The organism is Proteus vulgaris (genome assembly GCF_011045815.1).
GTDB lineage: Bacteria > Pseudomonadota > Gammaproteobacteria > Enterobacterales > Enterobacteriaceae > Proteus > Proteus vulgaris_B.
On the sequence record NZ_CP047344.1, the window covers coordinates 196,084 to 217,027 of the forward strand.

General features: G+C 39.0%; 18 protein-coding genes and 4 tRNA genes. 15 read left to right on the forward strand and 7 right to left on the reverse strand.

Features of this window, described 5'->3' with window-relative positions; genetic code table 11:
- The first annotated feature begins 140 nt into the window (after positions 1-140).
- The 5 genes from GTH24_RS01020 to GTH24_RS01040 all read left to right on the forward strand — a co-directional run bounded on the left by GTH24_RS01020 (position 141) and on the right by GTH24_RS01040 (position 1,816).
- Positions 141-217: transfer RNA gene (locus tag GTH24_RS01020), tRNA-Arg, on the forward strand.
- A gap of 64 nt (positions 218-281) precedes the next feature.
- Positions 282-357 (forward strand) — tRNA-His (locus GTH24_RS01025).
- 22 nt (positions 358-379) lie between these two features.
- Positions 380-466 (forward strand) — tRNA-Leu (locus GTH24_RS01030).
- Positions 467-494: 28 nt separating this feature from the next.
- A tRNA-Pro gene (locus tag GTH24_RS01035) sits at positions 495-571 on the forward strand.
- 927 nt (positions 572-1,498) lie between these two features.
- Positions 1,499-1,816 carry a hypothetical protein gene (locus GTH24_RS01040; RefSeq protein WP_072070846.1) on the forward strand — a complete coding sequence of 106 codons (318 nt, stop codon included), beginning with the start codon at positions 1,499-1,501 and terminating at the stop codon, positions 1,814-1,816.
- A gap of 89 nt (positions 1,817-1,905) precedes the next feature.
- On the opposite strand, the gene hemY is transcribed toward GTH24_RS01040, so the two are convergent.
- Genes hemY through hemC form a run of 4 tightly spaced genes read right to left on the reverse strand, consistent with a single transcriptional unit; the run spans position 1,906 to position 6,077 of the window.
- Entirely contained in the window at positions 1,906-3,123 is a 1,218-nt protein-coding gene (hemY, locus tag GTH24_RS01045) for a protoheme IX biogenesis protein HemY (protein WP_072070845.1), read from the reverse strand.
- Positions 3,124-3,127: 4 nt separating this feature from the next.
- Entirely contained in the window at positions 3,128-4,381 is a 1,254-nt protein-coding gene (gene hemX, locus GTH24_RS01050; RefSeq protein ID WP_072070844.1) for a uroporphyrinogen-III C-methyltransferase, read from the reverse strand.
- A gap of 20 nt (positions 4,382-4,401) precedes the next feature.
- Positions 4,402-5,139: a uroporphyrinogen-III synthase gene (hemD, locus tag GTH24_RS01055; RefSeq protein WP_072070843.1), complete on the reverse strand. Its 738-nt coding sequence runs from the start codon at positions 5,137-5,139 to the stop codon at positions 4,402-4,404.
- The gene (gene hemC / locus GTH24_RS01060; protein ID WP_164525850.1) at positions 5,136-6,077 is read right to left on the reverse strand and encodes a hydroxymethylbilane synthase; all 942 of its coding nucleotides are present in this window, start codon (positions 6,075-6,077) and stop codon (positions 5,136-5,138) included. The genes hemD and hemC overlap by 4 nt, the downstream gene beginning before the upstream one ends.
- A 986-nt stretch (positions 6,078-7,063) precedes the next feature.
- On the opposite strand from hemC, the gene GTH24_RS01065 reads away from it, so the two are divergent.
- Positions 7,064-9,658 (forward strand): class I adenylate cyclase, encoded by a 2,595-nt coding sequence (locus GTH24_RS01065; protein WP_072070842.1) that lies wholly within the window; start codon positions 7,064-7,066, stop codon positions 9,656-9,658.
- A 68-nt stretch (positions 9,659-9,726) separates the two neighbouring features.
- Here the strand turns inward: GTH24_RS01065 and cyaY are convergent, their stop codons facing one another.
- Complete coding sequence (gene cyaY / locus GTH24_RS01070; protein ID WP_072064599.1) at positions 9,727-10,044, reverse strand: iron donor protein CyaY; 318 nt, start codon at positions 10,042-10,044, stop codon at positions 9,727-9,729.
- A 79-nt stretch (positions 10,045-10,123) separates the two neighbouring features.
- On the opposite strand from cyaY, the gene lptM reads away from it, so the two are divergent.
- From lptM to GTH24_RS01105, 7 genes are all read left to right on the forward strand, one after another.
- Entirely contained in the window at positions 10,124-10,291 is a 168-nt protein-coding gene (gene lptM / locus GTH24_RS01075; RefSeq protein ID WP_072070841.1) for an LPS translocon maturation chaperone LptM, read from the forward strand.
- A gap of 41 nt (positions 10,292-10,332) precedes the next feature.
- Complete coding sequence (gene dapF, locus GTH24_RS01080; RefSeq protein ID WP_072070840.1) at positions 10,333-11,157, forward strand: diaminopimelate epimerase; 825 nt, start codon at positions 10,333-10,335, stop codon at positions 11,155-11,157.
- A gap of 25 nt (positions 11,158-11,182) precedes the next feature.
- Positions 11,183-11,893 (forward strand): DUF484 domain-containing protein, encoded by a 711-nt coding sequence (locus tag GTH24_RS01085; protein ID WP_072070839.1) that lies wholly within the window; start codon positions 11,183-11,185, stop codon positions 11,891-11,893.
- A complete protein-coding gene (gene xerC / locus GTH24_RS01090; protein ID WP_164525851.1) occupies positions 11,890-12,813 on the forward strand; it encodes a tyrosine recombinase XerC in 924 nt (307 codons plus the stop codon). The genes GTH24_RS01085 and xerC overlap by 4 nt, the downstream gene beginning before the upstream one ends.
- Positions 12,813-13,529, forward strand: coding sequence for a 5-amino-6-(5-phospho-D-ribitylamino)uracil phosphatase YigB (yigB, locus tag GTH24_RS01095; protein WP_072070837.1), 717 nt, complete (start codon positions 12,813-12,815; stop codon positions 13,527-13,529). Before xerC ends, yigB begins: the two co-directional genes overlap by 1 nt.
- A 144-nt stretch (positions 13,530-13,673) precedes the next feature.
- On the forward strand, positions 13,674-15,830 hold the full coding sequence (gene uvrD / locus GTH24_RS01100; protein ID WP_036939531.1) for a DNA helicase II: 2,157 nt from the start codon (positions 13,674-13,676) through the stop codon (positions 15,828-15,830).
- Between the two features lie 144 nt (positions 15,831-15,974).
- Positions 15,975-16,367, forward strand: coding sequence for a hypothetical protein (locus tag GTH24_RS01105; RefSeq protein WP_115351240.1), 393 nt, complete (start codon positions 15,975-15,977; stop codon positions 16,365-16,367).
- 11 nt (positions 16,368-16,378) lie between these two features.
- Here the strand turns inward: GTH24_RS01105 and rarD are convergent, their stop codons facing one another.
- Both rarD and GTH24_RS01115 read right to left on the reverse strand, forming a co-directional pair.
- Positions 16,379-17,272 (reverse strand): EamA family transporter RarD, encoded by an 894-nt coding sequence (gene rarD, locus GTH24_RS01110; protein ID WP_072070835.1) that lies wholly within the window; start codon positions 17,270-17,272, stop codon positions 16,379-16,381.
- Between the two features lie 145 nt (positions 17,273-17,417).
- Positions 17,418-17,885 (reverse strand): thioesterase family protein, encoded by a 468-nt coding sequence (locus GTH24_RS01115; protein ID WP_036939522.1) that lies wholly within the window; start codon positions 17,883-17,885, stop codon positions 17,418-17,420.
- Positions 17,886-18,117: 232 nt separating this feature from the next.
- Here GTH24_RS01115 and pldA point away from each other — a divergent pair, with 232 nt between their 5' ends.
- Both pldA and recQ read left to right on the forward strand, forming a co-directional pair.
- Entirely contained in the window at positions 18,118-18,993 is an 876-nt protein-coding gene (gene pldA / locus GTH24_RS01120) for a phospholipase A (protein ID WP_072070834.1), read from the forward strand.
- A 114-nt stretch (positions 18,994-19,107) separates the two neighbouring features.
- Positions 19,108-20,937 (forward strand): ATP-dependent DNA helicase RecQ, encoded by a 1,830-nt coding sequence (recQ, locus tag GTH24_RS01125; protein ID WP_115351239.1) that lies wholly within the window; start codon positions 19,108-19,110, stop codon positions 20,935-20,937.
- Positions 20,938-20,944 lie beyond the last annotated feature (7 nt).

A 20,944-nucleotide genomic window follows, 5' to 3' on the forward strand; every position in this document is an offset into this window, starting at 1 on the left:
ACTAGTGGGGCGCTTAGCGTGTAAAAACGCTCCATTTATCGACGAAATGCACAAACTATCGTCAAACAAACTTTTTTTTTCAAAAAGCACTAGACAGACAGTGCGTAAATCCGTACTATCCTCTCCCGCAACGGCGTGAAGCGCCCGTAGCTCAGCTGGATAGAGCGCTGCCCTCCGGAGGCAGAGGTCTCAGGTTCGAATCCTGTCGGGCGCGCCATTAAAGCGTGCTAAGAGTTACGGTGAAGAGCGTTGTTGTAAGAAGTAATAAGATAGCTGTTATGGTGGCTATAGCTCAGTTGGTAGAGCCCTGGATTGTGATTCCAGTTGTCGTGGGTTCGAGTCCCATTAGCCACCCCATCTTATCTTAGTTATTGTTTATGCGAGGGTGGCGGAATTGGTAGACGCGCTAGCTTCAGGTGTTAGTGTTCTAACGGACGTGGGGGTTCAAGTCCCCCCCTTCGCACCAATAAACAAGATAAGAGCAGTGATTCAGACGGCGAGTAGCGCAGCCTGGTAGCGCAACTGGTTTGGGACCAGTGGGTCGGAGGTTCGAATCCTCTCTCGCCGACCAATAAGAAAAAGCCCCGATTTTTTATCGGGGCTTTTTCGTATCTGCGATTTATAATATTATATTTAAACTCAGCATATCCATATCCATATCCATATCCATATCCAATTCTAGTTTTGGCTACCTTTTTCTGGTACTTATTCTTAATTGATCTCAAATAGGAACAATAACGTCACTCTTTATAAGTGATATCTGGTCTTATCACTTAAGCTTTATTAATAATTTAAATTATTGCCTTATTTTACTCTTCATAAAACGAATAGATGAATTAATAAAAAAATGTTATTTAATTATATGAAATATAACGATCTTATTTTTTATGTCGGTAAATGCCAACACTTGCCATTTTTAATGTCGCTAATAGGTGACATTTAACTCATTGATTTAATGCTCTTAAATAAGTTGCGTATTTTTATTGTCGTGAAAAAGAGACGCATGTTAGGCCTTATATTTTCTTTTCTATTTAGCAATAGCAGTATGAAAGCATAGGTGATGTACTTTTTATCATAAAAAATGAGTGAAACAGAAAAGGAAAACTAAAATTCAATAAGTTATCTTATATTTTTGAGGCGGGAGATTTTTTTTATCAAAAAAATAAAAGTTGGCACGATAAATGCTTTATTTATATCGTAGATGCTCATTCCACTCCTTATGATAGCATTGACTTCATAAACCTAGGAATGATGCAGAGCCGATTATTCGGTGCCTACGTCCACGTTAACGATGAACATCATTCATCATCAACAGGACGAAACGTTGAGTGAGGCACCATCCGTCTGTAGACCTGATTGTATATTTATGCGCCTGTATAGTTTTATACAGGCGTTTTTTTCTATGTGCTTTTTTTACGTCATATAGCCTATCCGTTTTGTGTTCATCGCCTTATCACGTTATCATCCAGCGCAAGGATAGACGGGAGATAGTAGCATCATGATAAATAAACAAAAAGCATACCTTGCACAGGAAAGACTCTTTCTCATAGAGAAGTTTGGCCCATTATTATTCTTTTTGATCCCATTGATTATGTTGATTATTGGTGGCAAATCATGGGCGAAGTATGTGGCTTTTCTTTGTCAGGGGATTGCGCTGATTTATATCGTGGTGTTTTACCAAGCAAGAAAATATTACTTGTCATTTAATCAAGAAAACGTGAAAGGAATTCCCGGTCGTTTTTATCGTATTGCTTGGATATATATCTTTTTGACTTTATGTGTAGAAGTGGTGGTGTTATTTCAATATGGCTTTTAAATCACATAAAAAAACCCTCAATAATAAAGAGGGTTTTTAGATCAGGTGATTAAACGATTTATGATCACATTTTTATCGAATGAGCTTATTTACTTTTTTTTCGGCTCTTCAAAAATGACAGAATCTTTTTTAAGAGTCATTAATAAAGCATCCTTACGTACTTTGGCCGACTCCTCAGATTTTTTCTGTTTATCCAAGGCATCAGCAAGCCACGCAAAGTCATGAACGTCAGGTCGCTGTTTTAACGCATTACGAAATGCTGATTCTGCTTGCACCCATTGCCCTTGTTGCATGGCAATTTGACCTAATGTACTGTTGAGTAACGGTGTAGGGCCATGTTGCTTAATAAGTGAATTTAGCACTTTTAAAATCACATTAGCATCTGTATTTTTTAAACGTGGCAACAGTAAGATCAAGCGTTCATCATACTGACGTTTGATCCCTTCTAAAATGATCGTTTGGGCAGTAACAGGATCGTTGCACTCAATAAGATGTTCAGCTAAAACAACACGTAATGCATTATCATGATGTACTTTACGTGGTTGTGCTTTCCACCAATTTTTTAACCCATCACAGCCACTTTCGGACATTTTTTGTCCCATAATACCAATGTAGGCTTTTTGGCGTAATTGTTCTAATTCATCATCCGTATGTAATGCAATTTTTTGCATAGATGGAATGATATCAAGTAATGCTTGCCAAGCAGCGGTTCGTGTATAAGCCGTTTCAGCTAAACGTAAAACCTCCGGATGGCGAGGAGCCTGATTTAATAACTCATCAACTCCAGTACGCGCCGCATAATTTTCATTTTGCGCTAATAAAATACGCACTCGAGTAATATCAACTGGAAGTTGATTGGTATCGGCAAGTTCAGCGGCTCGTTCAAGATGTTGCTGAACTCGGAATTCATCACCACGTTGTTGTGCTGCTTCTGCCGCTAATAGATAGTTTACAACCGGTTGTTCCGCATAGTCTGCATTGCGACTCATCAGTTTTTCAACTTCTTTAAAGTCGCCTTCTGCTAATTTCATTAACGCCATACTCGTTTGTTTACGAGCTCGATTACGTTTACGGAAAGAAAACCAACTATAGGCTTTTGAACCTGTACCAATAAAACGGCGATAACTCCAACCAATCAGCAACAGCGCCAATTGCAGTAAAATAAACATAATGACGAGGCTGGTAACACTGGTTTCAATATTCCAATTATCTGTTTGTATAAGCACATAGCCTTGATGTCCTGCCAATATTGGGCCAAAAATGATGCCCGCAATAAGCACCACAAAAAGGAGCAGTATTTTTAACATAAGCTTATTCTCCTTGTTGTGCTATAGGCGCATCAGCTGCTGTACTATCAGCAGCCGCATCTTGTGCACTTTCTGGTGTACTTTGTTCAGCTTCTACTGCTTGCGCATCTTGAGCTTCAACAGCTTTCGGTTGAGTATACTCATTTTGCGCCAGTAAGTTACGGATCTGTCTTTCTACACGTTTTTCTAACAGTACTGGGCTTTTTAATTCTGTAGGCATTGTCAGCGTGATAGGTTGTTTTTCTAATTCAGAGACAGTCTCTAAAAATGCGGTTGTACTTGGATCAGAGGTATCGAAATAAGCACGAACCCAAGTGGATACTGCCTCAAGCGATTGCTGATAGATCTCAGTTTGATGGCGAGGGACAGCTTGGGAAGCAATTAATAAACGTGAACGAATATTCTCACGTAAATAGATATCTTGGTTTGGCGCTAATAAAGGCACTGCTTCAGTATCTCGACGACGGATAGTAATGAAGTCATCCATAAAGCTTTTCCAGCTTTTACTTAGGTTTTGTTTCCAATCTGACAACGAACCTGAAATAGTTTCGTCATCTTTATCCATAGGGGGGCCATTACGCTCGAGATCTGCTAAACGAAGATTATCAACCTGATTAGCTAACTGATTTATCTGTAAGATAGTGCCGTCATTATCAATCTTGGTTAATGCGGCTAAACTGCTGATATCTTCATTAATAGCACGACGAATTTCAAGTAAACTTGGATCGTTCATTTCTGCCAAGCTACTATCAGCACCTTTTAGTAAACTTACTGCGGTCACCACATCTTGATCATTCCATAACTTACGACCCGCCATTTTCACCATAAAATCGGCTTGTGCTAATAACCAACTTTTGACATCTGCACTGGAAATAGCCGCAAATCGAGTTTGTAGATCTTGAATTTGATTATCTGTGGTTTGGCGCTCGTTTTGTAATTTCTCAATAATTTGTTTTTGTGAGTTAAATAAACTATCAATATTATCAAAGCGTTGTTGATAGGTATTTTGTAGCTGCTGTAATTGAGTTAGCTCTGATTTAAGTGATTGATTTTCTGCACTTAACTTTGAAGCCTGTTGATTGGTGTAATAGTAAAGACCACCACCGATTGCCAAAATAACAAGGATAGCAACAGCACTTCCAATTAGGCCTGAGCGCTTATTATTAACAGGTTTGACTTCCTGATAGCGGACATTCTCATCAGCTTTAGCTGTATCTTTTGGTAAGTCATTATCATTTGTATTTTTCTGTTCCGTCATATCGGTGTCTCATTTAGGTTCTATATTAATGCATGAAATAAAGCATCATTATTGGCACTTTCAGCAACGGTGACGGTTTCCCACCCTAATCTTTTTGCTATTGTTGCTAATCGTTCACTCACCACCAGTAAATGGCAGTTTAACAGCCATGCTTTCTTAGATTCAGCGACTAGATCAAAGAGTTGTTGTAACATTTCACCGCTAGTGACAACAAGTGTATCAACCTGTGCTTTTTCCCACTGAAGTGCAAAATCGTCAGGGGAGTAATGAATAAATAGGCGTTGGTAACATTCGCATTCATCAATCATTGCACCTCGTTGGCGCAATGTTGTTGCAAGTAAGTCGCGACCACCGTTACCTCTAAGCAGTAAGATCTGTTTATTTTTCACCTGATTGAGAGTAGGTAGCGCGAGAAGATCTTCGCTAGTTTCTCCTTGCTCAGGATAGTGAATAGAAAGACCGCTTAAATGTTGGAAATCCTTTGCTGTGCTTTGGCCTATTCCATAATAGGATAGCGTATCTGGCCATGATTGTTGTAATTGATTTAGTTGCCAGTTTGCGTATGACACCGCATTTTTAGAAAGTAAAAAGACACAATCACCCGCCTTTAATCCTTTTAGCTTAGTATCTAATAAAGGAAGCTCACGACCTGCGGTGATCTCTATTAAAGGTGCTTGAAATGCTATTTTCCCTGCATTAATTAAACGCTGGGTTAATGCTTTTCCTGCAGGATCAGGGCGAGTGATTAAAATACTCATGCAGGTGTATTGCCTTGATATACCGCTGTTAAAATGGCTCTGGCACCTTTATCTAAAAGCTCTTCAGCTAGAGAAATACCTGCGGTTTCAGCTTCTTGTGGGGAAACTAAACGCTCACCACGTAAAATAGTTTCGCCGTCAGGTGAACCGACTAAAGCCCGTAACCAAATTTTGTCATTTTGCCAAATAGCATAGCTTCCAATTGGAACTTGGCAACCCCCTTCAAGGCGCGTATTCATTGCACGCTCTGCTTTAACACAAATTGCTGTTCGGGAATGATTGAGAGCATCTAATAACTGACGAGTATCATCGTCATCTAAACGACATTCAATTCCCACAGCACCTTGTCCAACCGCAGGTAAGGATTGCTCGGCGGATAATGGTGTGCAGATACGTTCATTTAGACCAAGACGTTTTAAGCCTGCAACAGCAAGAATAATGGCATCGTAATCGCCGTTATCTAATTTACTTAAGCGAGTACCTACATTACCTCGTAAATCACGAATAATCAGATCAGGGCGTTGTGCTTTTAATTGGCATTGGCGACGTAAACTTGATGTGCCCACAATGCTACCTGCTGGGAGGTGCTCTAATGAATCATAATGGTTAGAAACAAAGGCATCTCGAGGATCTTCTCGTTCACAAATTGTCACTAATCCTAGACCTTCGGGAAAATCAATTGGAACATCTTTCATAGAATGAACGGCGATATCTGCACGTGATCCAAGTAGAGCAAGTTCTAATTCTTTTACAAAGAGCCCTTTACCACCCACTTTAGCTAAAGGTGTATCTAAAATGATGTCACCTTTAGTGACCATCGGTATTAATTCGACGACTAAACCTGGATGAGCAAGTTGTAGTTGTTCTTTCACATAAAGCGCCTGCCACATAGCAAGAGGGCTTTGGCGGGTAGCGATACGGATGGTACTTTTTGACATAATAGTATTATCTCTTCCGAGCGATTAGCGATATTTTTGTTTAGAAATAAGGCATTGTTTTAACACTTTAAGGCTCAATTTTCCAGTTAAGGCGTTTTGAGTAGTGGTAACAATGAAAGAAATAGGGGGGTAATCGAAAAAGAAAAAAAGAAAAAGAAAATAAAAAATAAGTAAAATAGTGATCTATTACGATGAATTTATTTATTTTCTGAGTTTTATTCTTTTTATATCTATATAAATAGTGTGGTTATTTACAAAAATAAAACATTGATCTATTGTTGTTAACATTTGGTGTCCGATAAATAAGATAAATGTAACACCTAATCTGAACACATTGATAAAACAACCATTATTTTAAATGATGTTTTTTTGATGATGACTTTCTCATATATAAAGACACGATAAAATTTAACAAAAATATTATTAAATAAAAATAATAGAAATAATAAAAAAGAGAAAAATAGATTAAGATTTAAATAAAATAAATATTTAATGAATATTAAATATTTATTTTATTATTATTATTTTAATATCAAAAAATATTTCATTATTTGAATATAAAAACAAAAAATATAAAAAGCCATATTTATCAATTGGTTATTTTTATTTTCATTTTTTTAGCCATTTTCTAAGCTTTGTCAGTATTTATTTTGTTGTTCATCATCAAGTAAACGGGGGTTTTTGTAGGGTAAATGATGGATTGAGATATTTTCATCGTCATTTTTTTTACAAATAAAATGATTTATCTATATGATTATAATGATATTAATTATGAAGCTTTACACGATTAAGCCCTTAAATATCATTTTTAGATCTTGGTGCTATATTTTGAGTTCCTCTTTACGCCTTGCGCTCAAGGTGTTAAATTGATCACGTTTCCGAGATTTTGTTAGTAAAGTTTTATCTATTAATAATGGATTAACTCAGGCTCGGTCACTTATAAACTCAGATTCTACTATCTTCTTAGTATTGTTCAGGCGAAACTCTTGTATCTTTATATTGAAACACTGAAGCAACGGCTGGATGCGATTAATCAACTCAGACTGGAACGAGCATTTGCATCGATGTGTGATGTTTTTAAACAGGTCTATGGTTTAATTCCTGTTTTATTGCATTACCACCATCCTGAGTTACCCGGCTACCTACAAGGAAATGTTCCTCACGGTACATGTTTCTTTGAACCTGATGACATGCAACGTCAATGGGCCAATAAGCTGATTAACGCATTATGTGATAAGCCAATGGAAGGGTACGCCAGCGGAGAGTTGCCAATTACTGGCATCTATTCGATGGGTAGCACTTCTTCTATTGGGCAAAGTCACTGCTCTGATATTGATATTTGGGTCTGCCATCAATCATGGCTGGATCAGGATGAGCGTGCACTTTTACAACGTAAGTGCCAACTGATTGAGCAGTGGGCTGGTGAGCTAGGCATTGACGTTACATTTTTCTTAATCGATGAAAATAGATTTCGCCATCATGCAAGCGGTAGCTTAGGTGGAGAAGATTGTGGTTCTACCCAACATATTCTTTTACTTGACGAATTTTACCGTACTGCAGTACGTCTTGCAGGTAAACGCTTGCTATGGACGATGGTGCCAGTAGAAGAAGAGCACCATTATGATGAATATGTTAACTCCCTTTATGCTCAGGGCGTATTAACACCCAATGAGTGGTTAGATTTGGGGGGGTTAGGTGAACTTTCAGCAGAAGAGTATTTTGGTGCAAGTTTATGGCAGCTTTATAAAAGCGTTGATTCACCATATAAAGCAGTATTAAAAAGTATTTTATTGGAAGCTTATTCAGCGGATTATCCTAATGGAAAACTGCTGGCATTAGAGATGAAGCAACATCTTCACCGTGGTGAAATCGTTAATTACGGTTTAGATGCTTATTGTATGATGCTTGAGCGTGTTACGCGTTATTTAGTTTCTATCAATGATTTAACTCGCCTTGATCTTATTCGTCGCTGTTTCTACCTGAAAGTGTGTGAAAAACTATCTAACGAAAAAACACAAAATGAATCCGAAGGTTGGAGACGACAAGTCTTATCGCAATTAGTGACTCAGTGGCAATGGGATAACGAACGTTTAACGATCCTCGATACCCGTGATAGCTGGAAAATCGAGCGAGTACGAGATGCGCATAACGAACTATTAGATACGATGATGCAAAGCTATCGTAATCTTATCCGTTTCGCGCGTCGCAATAACTTAAGTGTCAGCGCAAGCCCACAAGATATTGGCGTATTAACACGTAAACTTTATGCTGCATTCGAAGCATTGCCTGGCAAAGTAACACTGGTTAACCCGCAAATATCACCTGATTTATCAGAGTCACATTTAACCTTTATTTATGTACCTCAAGGCCGAGCAAATCGTAGCGGATGGTATTTATACAATCGTGCCCCTGATTTTGAAAATATCGTTGGACATCAACCATTAGAATATAACCGCTATCTAAATAAATTAGTGGCATGGTCTTACTTTAATGGGCTGTTAACAAAAGAGTCTCGTGTTTATATTCATCAAGGGGATTCCTCTTGTGATGAAATTAAACTACATGAATTAGTCAGGGATATGTCGAGCCATTTCCCTATTCGTTTACCAGCGCCAACGCCAAAAGCATTGTATAGCCCTTGCGAAATTAGACATCTAGCCATTATTGTCAATTTGGAAACAGATCCAACAGAGAGTTTTTCTGATCAAGTGGTTCACTTTGATTTTAGAAAACTGGATGTGTTTAGCTTTGGTGAAAAAGAGCAATGTCTTATTGGTAGCATCGATTTGTTGTACCGCAACTCTTGGAATGAGGTAAGAACTCTTCATTTCAGTGGCACACAGTCTATGTTGGAATCGTTAAAAACGATTTTAGGTAAAATGCACCAAGATGCGGCGCCACCAGCCTCTGTTGAAGTATTCTGCTATAGCCAACATCTACGTGGTTTAATTCGTACCCGCGTGCAACAGCTAGTATCAGAATGTATTGAGCTACGCTTATCAACGAATCGTTTAGAGCCGGGACGTTTTAAAGCTTTACGTATTGCAGGGCAAACTTGGGGATTGTTTTTTGAACGCCTCAATGTGTCGGTGCAAAAATTAGAAAATGCTATCGAGTTTTATGGTGCAATTTCATATAACAAACTTCATGGATTGCCTGTTAAGCTGGATAAAGACGCTCGTTATTTACCTGCGGTCATTGATGGTTTTGCGTGTGAAGGGATTATCCAATTCTTCTTTGAAACCACAGAAGATAATAATGTCTTTAATATCTATATTTTAGATGAAGCAAATCGCGTCGAAATTTATTCCCATTGTGAAGGAAGCAAAGAAGAGTTAGTGAAAGATGTTAGCCGTTTTTACTCTTCCTCTCATGATCGATTCACATATGGCTCAAGCTTTATTAATTTTAACTTGCCACAGTTTTATCAAATTGTGAAAGTGGAAGGATCAACACAAGTGTTACCTTTTGCTGGTGGATCATTTGGTAAATTATCCGATCTAGGTAGTAAAGAAGTTCAACCTGAGATGAATGTTGTTCCCCACGGATTTACTGATTATAAAGCTGTGCAACACTCTTAATTGAATACAAACTTATAAACACAAATGGGAGCTATCATAGCTCCCATTTGTGTAACTAACCGTGCTTTTTAGAAAGAAAACGCTTCCCCGCTTTGTTCTGTTATTGCTTGTGCTAGCATGGTTAAAAATTCACCGCCACTTCTATCACAAATCCATTGATCATCTTTCCAATCAAAGTGATAGCCACCAGAGCGTGTCGCTAGCCAAATTTGATGAAACGCTTCCTGACGATTAATAATAATTTTACTATTATTTTCAAAGGTTAATGTCATTACGCCGCCATTGATTTCACAATCAATATCTGCGTCACCTTCATAATTATCAATAGTTTGTTCTATTTCTGACAAGAGTTCGTCAGCTAATTGGTGAAATTCACTGTCGTTCATCTTCATTTCCTATTTGCTTTTCGAGATCTAACTGCGATTATAGAGGATATTAACCAAATAAATGACAGGCAGATTTCGAATGAAAACGTATTTACGTTGCACTCTTGCTATAATAACACTGATTTCTCTTTCGGGTTGTGGCTTGAAAGGCCCTCTTTATTTCCCTCCTGAAGATACTCAGGCAAAAATGACGCAGTCATCCCAGCCAAGCCAGCAAGTTGAGAGCGCCTCAACTCAGACCAATTAGTCAATCTTAGAAACGGTAATTTCGTTTCAGGCAGGGGCAAGATGCAATTTTCAAAAATGCATGGTCTTGGTAACGACTTTATGGTGGTCGATGCCGTGACCCAAAATGTTTATTTTTCACCAGAATTGATATGTCGATTAGCCAATCGTCATACTGGTGTTGGGTTTGATCAATTATTGGTGGTTGAAGCACCTTATGATCCTGAGCTTGATTTTCATTATCGTATTTTTAATGCGGATGGAAGTGAAGTTGCACAATGCGGTAATGGCGCGCGTTGCTTTGCTCGATTTGTGAGACTAAAAGGGCTTACAAATAAAAGAGAGATAAAAGTCAGTACGCAGTCCGGTAGAATGACCTTACATGTTATGGATAATGATGATGTGTGCGTCAACATGGGAGAGCCCGAATTTGATCCTCAAAAAGTCCCTTTTCGCGCACAAAAAGCAGAAAAGACCTATATTATCAGGGCAATGGAACGTACTGTATTATGTGGTGTAGTTTCAATGGGAAATCCCCATTGTGTTATACAAGTTGAAGATATCAAAACAGCCGAAGTCGAATTATTAGGGCCAGTATTAGAGCAACATGAACGTTTCCCTGAACGTGCTAATATTGGGTTTATGCAAATCGTAGACAGAAATAATCTTCATTTGCGAGTATTTGAACGGGGTGCGGGTGAAACGAACGCCTGTGGTAGCGGAGCTTGTGCCGCTGTTGCGATCGGTATTTCTCAAGGTTTATTAGATAAACGTGTGAAAGTCACGTTGCCTGGCGGATCGCTGTTTATCGAATGGAAAGGAGTGGGTAACCCTCTTTATATGACCGGGCCTGCGACACATATTTATGATGGGATCATCCAGCTATAATATTATTTTTTGAGAGGCTATCTGTATGACGGATAAAAATAAGCAGTTCTGTTGCCCTGAAACAAACGAACTTAATGATCAACAAGTGGTTCGTTACCTTACAGAGCATCCTGATTTTTTTATCCGTAATGCAAGCTACATTGAGCAAATGAAAGTTCCTCATCCCATTCGAGGTACTGTCTCATTAGTTGAGTGGATAATGTCACGTCAACGTAATCGTATTCACTATCTTGAAGAAGATATGCGTTTATTGATAGAGCAAGCTTCTGAGAATGAATCTTTGTTTAGCCAACTCTTATTATTAATTTCTGAATTGTCCAGCAGTGACTCTCTTAATGAAATGTTAGAGCGTTTAAACCTCTGGGCTAAAAAATTAGGTCTGTACTCTGTTCAATTGCGTTTATTTACCGATCGTTGGCAATTACAACCGCCTTTAGATGCACAGGCACTTGCACTCTCTCGCCAAGCTTTTGAACACTTCCGCATTCAGCGTATGGGTGATGATAATCACTATTTAGGCATGCTCAATGGGCAAGAGATCATGTTGTTGATGCCTAATGTACGGCGTTCTGGTTCTGTTGCTCTCTCATTATTAGGACATTATGGTGATTTAGGTGTGATTATTTTTAATAGCCGAGATAATCAACATTTTCAGGAAGGAATGGGAACCGTCATGTTGGATAAATTAGCTCATATCTTACCGGAATTATTAACACGTTGGGTGGCAAGACAATGAGCCAACCAAGTGATCTTCCAGAAACACTCACCACGGCTATAGAGCAATTTCTGCGTTACATTCAAGTTGAACGTAGATTAAGTTCTGCCACAGTAGAAAATTACCATCGCCAATTGATGGCCTTAGTGCAAATGATGGTTGAGATAAAAATAACGCAATGGCAATCACTTGAAAGCCAACATGTACGTATGTTATTGGCAAAAAGCCATCGAAGCGGGTTACAGCCGACCAGTCTAGCTTTGCGTTTTTCTGCGTTACGTAGCTTTCTTGATTGGCAAGTAGCACAAGGTATGCTGGATGTTAATTCAGCGAAAGGTATTCGTACACCTAAATCAGGTCGTCATCTTCCTAAAAATATGGATGTAGATGAAGTCAATCAATTAATGAATATTGACTTAAACGATCCCCTTTCTGTCAGAGATAGAACCATGCTAGAAGTGATGTATGGTGCGGGTTTGCGTTTATCTGAACTGACCAATCTCAATATTAATGATATTGATCTAAATGAAGGTGAAGTGCGTGTATTAGGTAAAGGAAGTAAAGAGCGTAAAGTTCCTCTAGGAAGAAAAGCGATAGAATGGTTACAAAATTGGTTTCCGATGCGAGAACTTTATGCACCAGAAGACAAGGCTGTTTTTATCTCAACTCAAAGTGGTAAGCGTTTATCAGTGCGTAGCGTACAAAAACGTTTTGAACTTTGGGGGGTAAAGCAAGGACTAAATAGCCATGTGAATCCTCATAAATTACGCCACTCATTTGCTACACATTTACTGGAATCCAGTGGTGATTTACGTGCGGTACAAGAATTATTAGGGCACGCTAATTTATCAACGACACAAGTTTATACCCATTTAGATTTTCAGCATTTAGCGAAAGTCTATGATGCTGCTCATCCGAGAGCTAAGAGAGAAAAATCATAATGCGTTTTTACAGAACTCTGACGCCAATTGCAGCGATGACTTTTGATCTAGATGATACGCTGTATGACAATGTGCCAGTGATGGATAAAACGGAAAAAGAGACACTGGCTTTTATTCGTCAATATGATCTGCGTTTTAACCATTTCACAGAAGAAGATGTGAATGCTTATAAAAAGCCACTTATAGAAAATAATCCAGAGATATTTCACGATATTACACAGTGGCGTTGGCTTGCCGCTAGGAATATGTTGTTAGATTACAATTACAGTGAAGCCAAAGCAAAGCAAGGTGCAGATGAGATTATGGCGCACTTTGCTTATTGGCGTAGTCGTATTAATGTGCCTCAAAATACACATCAAGTTCTCACTCAATTAGCAGAAAAAATTCCGTTAATTGCCATTACAAATGGTAATGCAAACCCGCTAAGTTGTGGTTTAGGGCAGTATTTTTCACATATTTTGAAAGCTGGCCCTGATGGTCGCTCTAAGCCTTATTCTGATATGTTTGATAAAGCAGCGATGCTTTTAAAAGTACCTCATCAACAAATTTTACATGTGGGCGATCATCTTGTGACGGATGTTGAAGGTGCTGTTAATAGTGGATTACAAGCTTGCTGGATTAACCTTGATAACCGTAGTTTGTTTGAAGAAGGCGAAACTCGCGTGATGCCACATATTGAAATTACAGATTTAAGTAAACTGATAGAGTTGGTTTAACGTGATCTTAGGTCAAAATGGCAGAGATAAACGCAATTGAAAAAGGCTTTACTTTGCATCACGGATGAAATCCTGTTAGTTTGTTGCTTACTCACTATTTCTGTATATATCCACAGTATTTTCCTCACTAAATGATTGGTAATTATGGACGTCTCATATCTGCTAGAAGGCCTTAATGATAAACAGCGCGAAGCCGTGGCCGCACCTCGCATAAATATGTTGGTGCTTGCTGGCGCAGGCAGTGGTAAAACACGCGTATTGGTACATCGTATCGCTTGGTTATTATCTGTTGAGCAAGCTTCCCCTTTTTCTATTATGGCTGTGACGTTTACCAATAAAGCGGCTGCAGAAATGCGTCATCGTATCGAAGATTTAATTGGTACCAGTCAAGGCGGTATGTGGATTGGGACTTTCCATAGCTTGGCTCATCGTTTATTACGCGCACATTATCTTGATGCAAACCTACCACAAGATTTTCAAATTATTGACAGTGACGATCAATATCGTCTGATTCGTCGCATTGTTAAATCGATGAATCTTGATGATAAGCAATGGCCTGCACGACAAGGAATGTGGTACATCAACGGTAAAAAAGATGAAGGACTACGCCCTCAGCATATTCAAACCTATGGTAATCCTGTTGAAACAACATGGTTAAAAGTGTACCAAGCATATCAAGAGGCATGCGATCGTGCGGGGCTGGTGGACTTTGCAGAGCTTTTATTACGTGCTCATGAGCTTTGGTTGAATAAGCCACAAATTTTAGAACATTATCAAAATCGCTTTACTAATATCTTGGTTGATGAGTTCCAAGATACTAACCGTATTCAATATGCATGGATTAGAATGCTGGCGGGTCAAACGGGTAAAGTGATGATTGTAGGCGACGACGACCAATCTATTTATGGTTGGCGTGGTGCACAAGTTGAGAATATTCAAAACTTCTTAAATGAATTTCCTGGCGCAGAGACTATCCGATTAGAGCAAAATTATCGTTCTACAAGCAATATTCTAAAAGCTGCGAATGCACTAATAGCAAATAACAGTGATAGATTAGGCAAAAATCTGTGGACTGAAGGTGCAGAAGGCGAGCCTATCTCACTGTATTGTGCTTTTAATGATTTAGATGAAGCGCGTTATGTAGTTGGCCGAATTAAGCGCTGGCAAGAAGAAGGTGGCGCGCTGACAGATTGTGCCATTCTTTATCGTAGTAATGCTCAATCTCGTATAATGGAAGAAGCATTACTACAAGCGGCAATGCCATATCGTATTTATGGTGGGCAACGTTTCTTTGAACGTCAAGAAATCAAAGATGCGCTCTCTTATATGCGATTAACCGCAAATCGCCATGATGATGCTTCTTTCGAACGTGTTGTGAATACACCAACACGAGGTATTGGAGACAGAACATTAGATATTGTTCGCCAAGTTGCAAGAGATAACCAAATTACTTTATGGGAAAGTGCATTACAGGTTATCGAACATAAAATGCTAGCAGGGCGAGCAACAGCGGCAATACAGCGATTCTTAGAGTTAATTGAGACGTTAGCATCTGAAACGGCAGATATGCCATTACATGTACAAACAGACCGAATTATTCGTGATTCAGGTTTGAAAGCGATGTATGAGCAAGAAAAGGGTGAAAAAGCCCAAGCTCGTATTGAAAACTTAGAAGAGCTTGTCACCGCAACTCGTCAATTTAGTTATCAAGATGAAGACGAAGATTTGATGCCATTGCAAGCGTTCCTTTCACATGCGGCGTTAGAATCGGGTGAAAGCCAGGCTGATGCGTATCAAGATGCAGTTCAACTAATGACGCTTCACTCAGCTAAAGGGCTTGAATTTTCACAAGTCTTTATTGTGGGTGTTGAGGAGGGCATGTTCCCAAGCCAAATGTCATTAGATGAAGGTGGGCGTTTAGAAGAAGAGCGTCGTTTGGCCTATGTTGGCGTCACTCGCGCAATGAAAAAGTTAACGCTTACTTACGCTGAAAACCGTCGTCTATATGGAAAAGAAGTGAGTCATCGGCCATCTCGTTTTATTGGTGAGCTACCCAAAGAGTGTGTCGAAGAAGTGCGTTTACGTGCGACGGTTTCACGTCCTGTTAATCATAGCCGTTTAGGAACTCCGATTATCAGTAATGATACGGGGTATTCTCTTGGACAACGTGTGAAACATCCTAAATTTGGTGATGGAACTATTATTAATATCGAAGGTAGTGGTGAGCATTGTCGATTACAAATTGCCTTTAATGGCGAAGGTATTAAATGGCTGGTGGCTGCATTTGCTCGACTAGAGTAGTAGTTATTTAAAGTAAGCAGTTACTATCTTAATATAAAAAACACCCTTCTTGCCTATCAAATAAGTAAGGGTGTTTTTTTAAGGGAAGTTCGATTTGATTATTTAATAATTTCGTTATCTACTCTTATTTAACGGAATTAATTGATGAAAATTTCTAGTCTATTTTTTCACACTTATACTTTTGTGCCGCCTAGCTCGCGAACTTCTCCGACATCTTCTTCTAGTTATGAATTTTTGATTGAAAATACTGAGGAGGTTCTTTGTGATACTTATCATCCCAGTGGATCTATCAATGAAATTGAAGAAGATTTGTATTGTAAGCTATTGAGACACCAGCGTGATTATGTTCCTCGTATCAATCTCAATTACAGTGTTGTGATTAACCATATTCAAGTGATTAATAACGCGATGTTTACGTTATTTAGGCGTTCATATCACTATGCGGAAGAATTCTCAAAGAGTGCGCATCTGCTAAAGAAAAATAAGAAGAAACGCTCTCCCGCTTTTATACAAATTAGTAATTTAGCGGAAGAGTGAGTTTTTGGGGATTAACCGCGTCTTAAACGACGTTGGGTATAGAGTGCATCTAAGGTAAATAAAATAAGGGCAACCCAAATAAAGCCAAAGGTTACTAATCTTTCTGCATCAATTTGTTCGCCATATACCATTGTGGCAAGAATAAACATCAAAGTTGGGCCAATATATTGGAAGAAGCCTAAGGTTGATAAACGCAGATGATGAGCTGCTTCAGTAAAGAGCAATAATGGTACAGTGGTAATAATACCGGCTGCGATTAACAAGGTATTCAATGACCAACTGTTTTCAAGCATATTGCTTGTTGGTGAGTGGGTAAAAAATAAGATGTAAATTAATGCAACAGGGAATAGCCATAATGTTTCGACCAACATTCCTGTTTGTGCATCGACACCTAGTTTCTTACGCAGTAGACCATAAAGCCCAAAAGTTATGGCAAGACTTAAACCAATCACGGGTACAGAACCAAAGTGCCATAACTGAATAAATACCCCCGTAAAGGCTAAACCTACAGCTACCCACTGCATACGACGGAAGCGCTCGCTTAAGAAAAGCATACCAAACAGGACGTTAACAAGGGGGTTAATAAAGTAACCAAGACTAGCTTCTAGCATATAGCCATGGTTAACAGCCCATATATAGGTAAGCCAGTTAGTTGCAATAATGACAGCTGTCAGTGCCAAGAGTAGAATTTTTTTAGGTTGACGTATTAATTGTCGTAAATAAGGCCAATGACGACTAATTGTCATTAAAATCAACATAAAAAAGAATGACCATAGGATACGGTGTGTGAGGATCTCTTCTGCAGGCACTTCTTGAATGCTTTTAAAATAGACAGGGGCAATACCCCAGATCAAATAGGCGCCTAAGGCACATAAAACGCCTTTCATCGTGTTTTTCTGGCTCATGCTATCTCTGGAATTGATGGAAAGGAAATGTGTGACGGGGTTATCATACCCAATGACATTATCTAATGTGTCATTAGGCATGCATTTTTACAAGTAATTAATAACATTCTCAGCATCACAGCGCATAATGAATTTTAACAAAGACTTAACCCACAATATAGGTGGCTGTTCCACTTGCTATATGAACTTGTTTTTCATTATGTAATTCAACACGAGCAACAGAGACTTTATTACCACTGCGCAAGATATGGCTACTTGCAGTAAAACATTCCCCACGTCCAGGTCGTAAATAATCAACCCGTAAATCAATCGTGCCCATTTTAGCAAGTTTCTGTTCTAACTGCTCTTGGGATATAGGTGCTAAACGTGTTAATGCATTACCAACACAAACTAATCCTGCACTGACATCAAGCACTGAAGCAATAAGGCCTCCATGTAAAATACGTTGAGCAATATTACCGACTAATTTATCTTGGTAGCGGAATTGAATTTCTGCATAATCTTGTTCAAAACGAACTAGCTCTAACCCAATCAACTGGTTAAACGGCATTTTATACACAAAAACATGACCAATTAAGGTTTGAGCCTCTTCTAATGTTAATTGCTTTTCCATTTTTAGAACCTCCGATATTACGTCATAAAGTTAATATAATGTTAATAATACATGACGAAACCGTAATTTCCCATTCGTGCTATAAATATAATGGTGTAAAAATATACGAGATTTAATGGCGATTACGTGTAAAATATGGTGGCTTAAGTGTAATAAAGCACATTTATAAGAACTAATTATAAAGTAAGTACTAACTTCTATATTATTCAATAATGAAACAGGATAATTAACTATGCGTTACATCCGTTCTTTACTTGCGGTGGCTTTATTCTATCCAGCATGGGGATTTGCATCCGAAATTCAAACATCATCATCTCCTGCACCGCTTGTTCAGGGCAGTATTATTTCCGGTTTATTACAAGAATACGACTCACCTTTTGTTCTTTATCCTTATGAATCCAATTATATTATTTACACTGATACCTCTGATATGAATAAAGAGGCGATTCAAAGTTATGATTGGGGTAATAAGGCTAAAAAAGATGAGGTGAAATTTCAGCTCAGTTTGGCTTTTCCTTTATGGCGTGGTATTGCGGGTGAAAACTCTGTGTTAGCAGCGTCTTATACTCAACGTTCTTGGTGGCAATTAAGTAATAAGAAAGAATCAGCTCCTTTCCGAGAGACAAACTATGAGCCACAACTCTTTCTAGGTTGGGCTACTGACTATAAATTTGCAGGTTGGACTCTTCGTGAAATTGAGACGGGTTTTAATCATGAATCAAATGGGCGTTCAGATCCTACATCCCGTAGTTGGAATCGAGTTTATGCACGATTTATGGCACAAAAAGGTAATTTGCAACTCGATTTAAAACCATGGTATCGCTTTAGTGAAAGTGCACAACGTGATGATAATCCAGAAATTAATCGTTACATGGGCTATTATCGTTTAAAAGCAGGTTATCGATTAGGTGAGAGTGTGATCACAGCAACAGGACGCTATAACTGGAACAGTGGTTATGGTGCTGCTGAATTAGGTTGGAGCTATCCAATTACTAAGCATGTTCGTTTTTATACCCAAGTATTTAGCGGTTATGGTGAATCGATGATTGACTATAATTTTCGCCAGACACGTGTTGGTGTGGGTGTGATGCTGAATGATATGCTGTAATTTTCCTCGTTCTGGGGTAGCATAACGCTATAAATGATGACGGCACCTTCATATTGGTGCCTTTTCTTTGACTCCTCATCATAGTTTTTATCAGCAGCTTTTCAGAGGAACGGCGTGTCCACAGCAGAAGTTCTTAATTCAATGCCATCAGCACAAACTATTTTGCGAGAGACCTTTGGTTATCAGCAATTTCGTCCTGGTCAGCAAGAGATCATCCATACTATTACGACAGGACGTGATTGCCTTGTTGTGATGCCGACAGGGGGTGGAAAATCCCTTTGCTATCAAATCCCGGCATTATTGTTAGATGGATTAACCGTCGTTGTGTCGCCATTGATCTCCTTGATGAAAGATCAAGTCGATCAGCTTTGTCTTCATGGCATTGAAGCTACTTATTTAAACTCAACACAAACCCGTGAAGAGCAACTTGATGTTCAAATTCGGTGTCAAAAGGGTGAAATAAAGCTGCTGTATATTGCTCCCGAACGTTTAATGATGGAGAGCTTTCTTCACCAATTAGTGCAGTGGAAACCTGCATTGCTAGCTGTTGATGAAGCACACTGTATTTCACAGTGGGGGCATGACTTCCGCCCTGAGTATCGTGGCATTGGATTATTAAGGCAATATCTTCCCGATGTTCCTATTGTTGCACTGACAGCAACAGCAGATAACACAACACGTTATGACATTATAAATCAGCTAGTCTTACATGATCCTTTAATTCATATCAGCAGTTTTGATAGACCGAATATCCGCTACACTTTAGTCGAGAAATACAAACCACTTGATCAACTTTGGCTCTTTATTCGTGGCCAAAAAGGAAAGTCAGGCATTATTTACTGTAATAGTCGCAGTAAAGTAGAAGAAACTGCGGAGCGACTCAGTAAGCGAGGATTGAGTATTGCAGGTTATCATGCCGGAATGGAGATGACACAGCGAGCTAAAGTACAAGAGGCGTTCCAGCGCGATGATTTGCAAATTGTTGTTGCAACCGTTGCGTTTGGAATGGGGATAAATAAACCTAACGTGCGTTTTGTGGTTCACTTTGATATACCTCGTAATATTGAATCTTATTACCAAGAAACAGGGCGTGCAGGGCGAGATGGATTACCTGCGGAAGCCGTATTATTTTACGATCCCGCTGATATGGCATGGTTACGTCGTTGTTTAGATGAAAAGCCAGAAAGTGACCAAAAAGCGATTGAAATGCATAAGCTCAACGCAATGGGGGCATTTGCTGAAGCACAAACATGCCGACGACTAGTGCTCCTTAATTATTTCGATGAACATCGGCAAAATGCCTGTGGTAACTGTGATATTTGTCTTGATCCTCCTAAGCAATATGATGGATTGGTCGATGCACAAAAGGCTTTATCCTGCATTTATCGTACGGGGCAACACTTTGGAATTGGTTATATTGTTGAAATATTAAGAGGAGCGAATAATCAACGTATTCGCGATGCAGGGCACGATACATTACCTGTTTATGGTATTGGTAAAGCACAAAGTCATGAACATTGGGTGAGTGTGATACGCCAACTTATTCATTTAGGTATGGTGACACAAAATATTGTACACCGCTCTGCATTACAGCTTACTGAGATGGCAAGACCCATCTTACGAGGTGAAGTTCCATTACAATTAGCCGTGCCTAGATTATTAAGTCCAACAAAAAGCCGTAATCAACAAACAAAAAATGCGCATAGACAGTACGATAGAAAATTATTTGCGAAACTACGTAAATTACGTAAATCTATTGCTGATGAAGAAAATATTCCGCCTTTTGTGGTCTTTAATGATGTCACATTGATAGAGATGGCAGAGCAATGTCCTGTTTATCCTGATGAGTTGTTATTAATAAACGGTGTCGGCCAACGAAAATTAGAACGATTTGGACCTGCTTTTATGACACTGATCCGTGACCATATTGAGGGCTTCGAATAACGCCAAC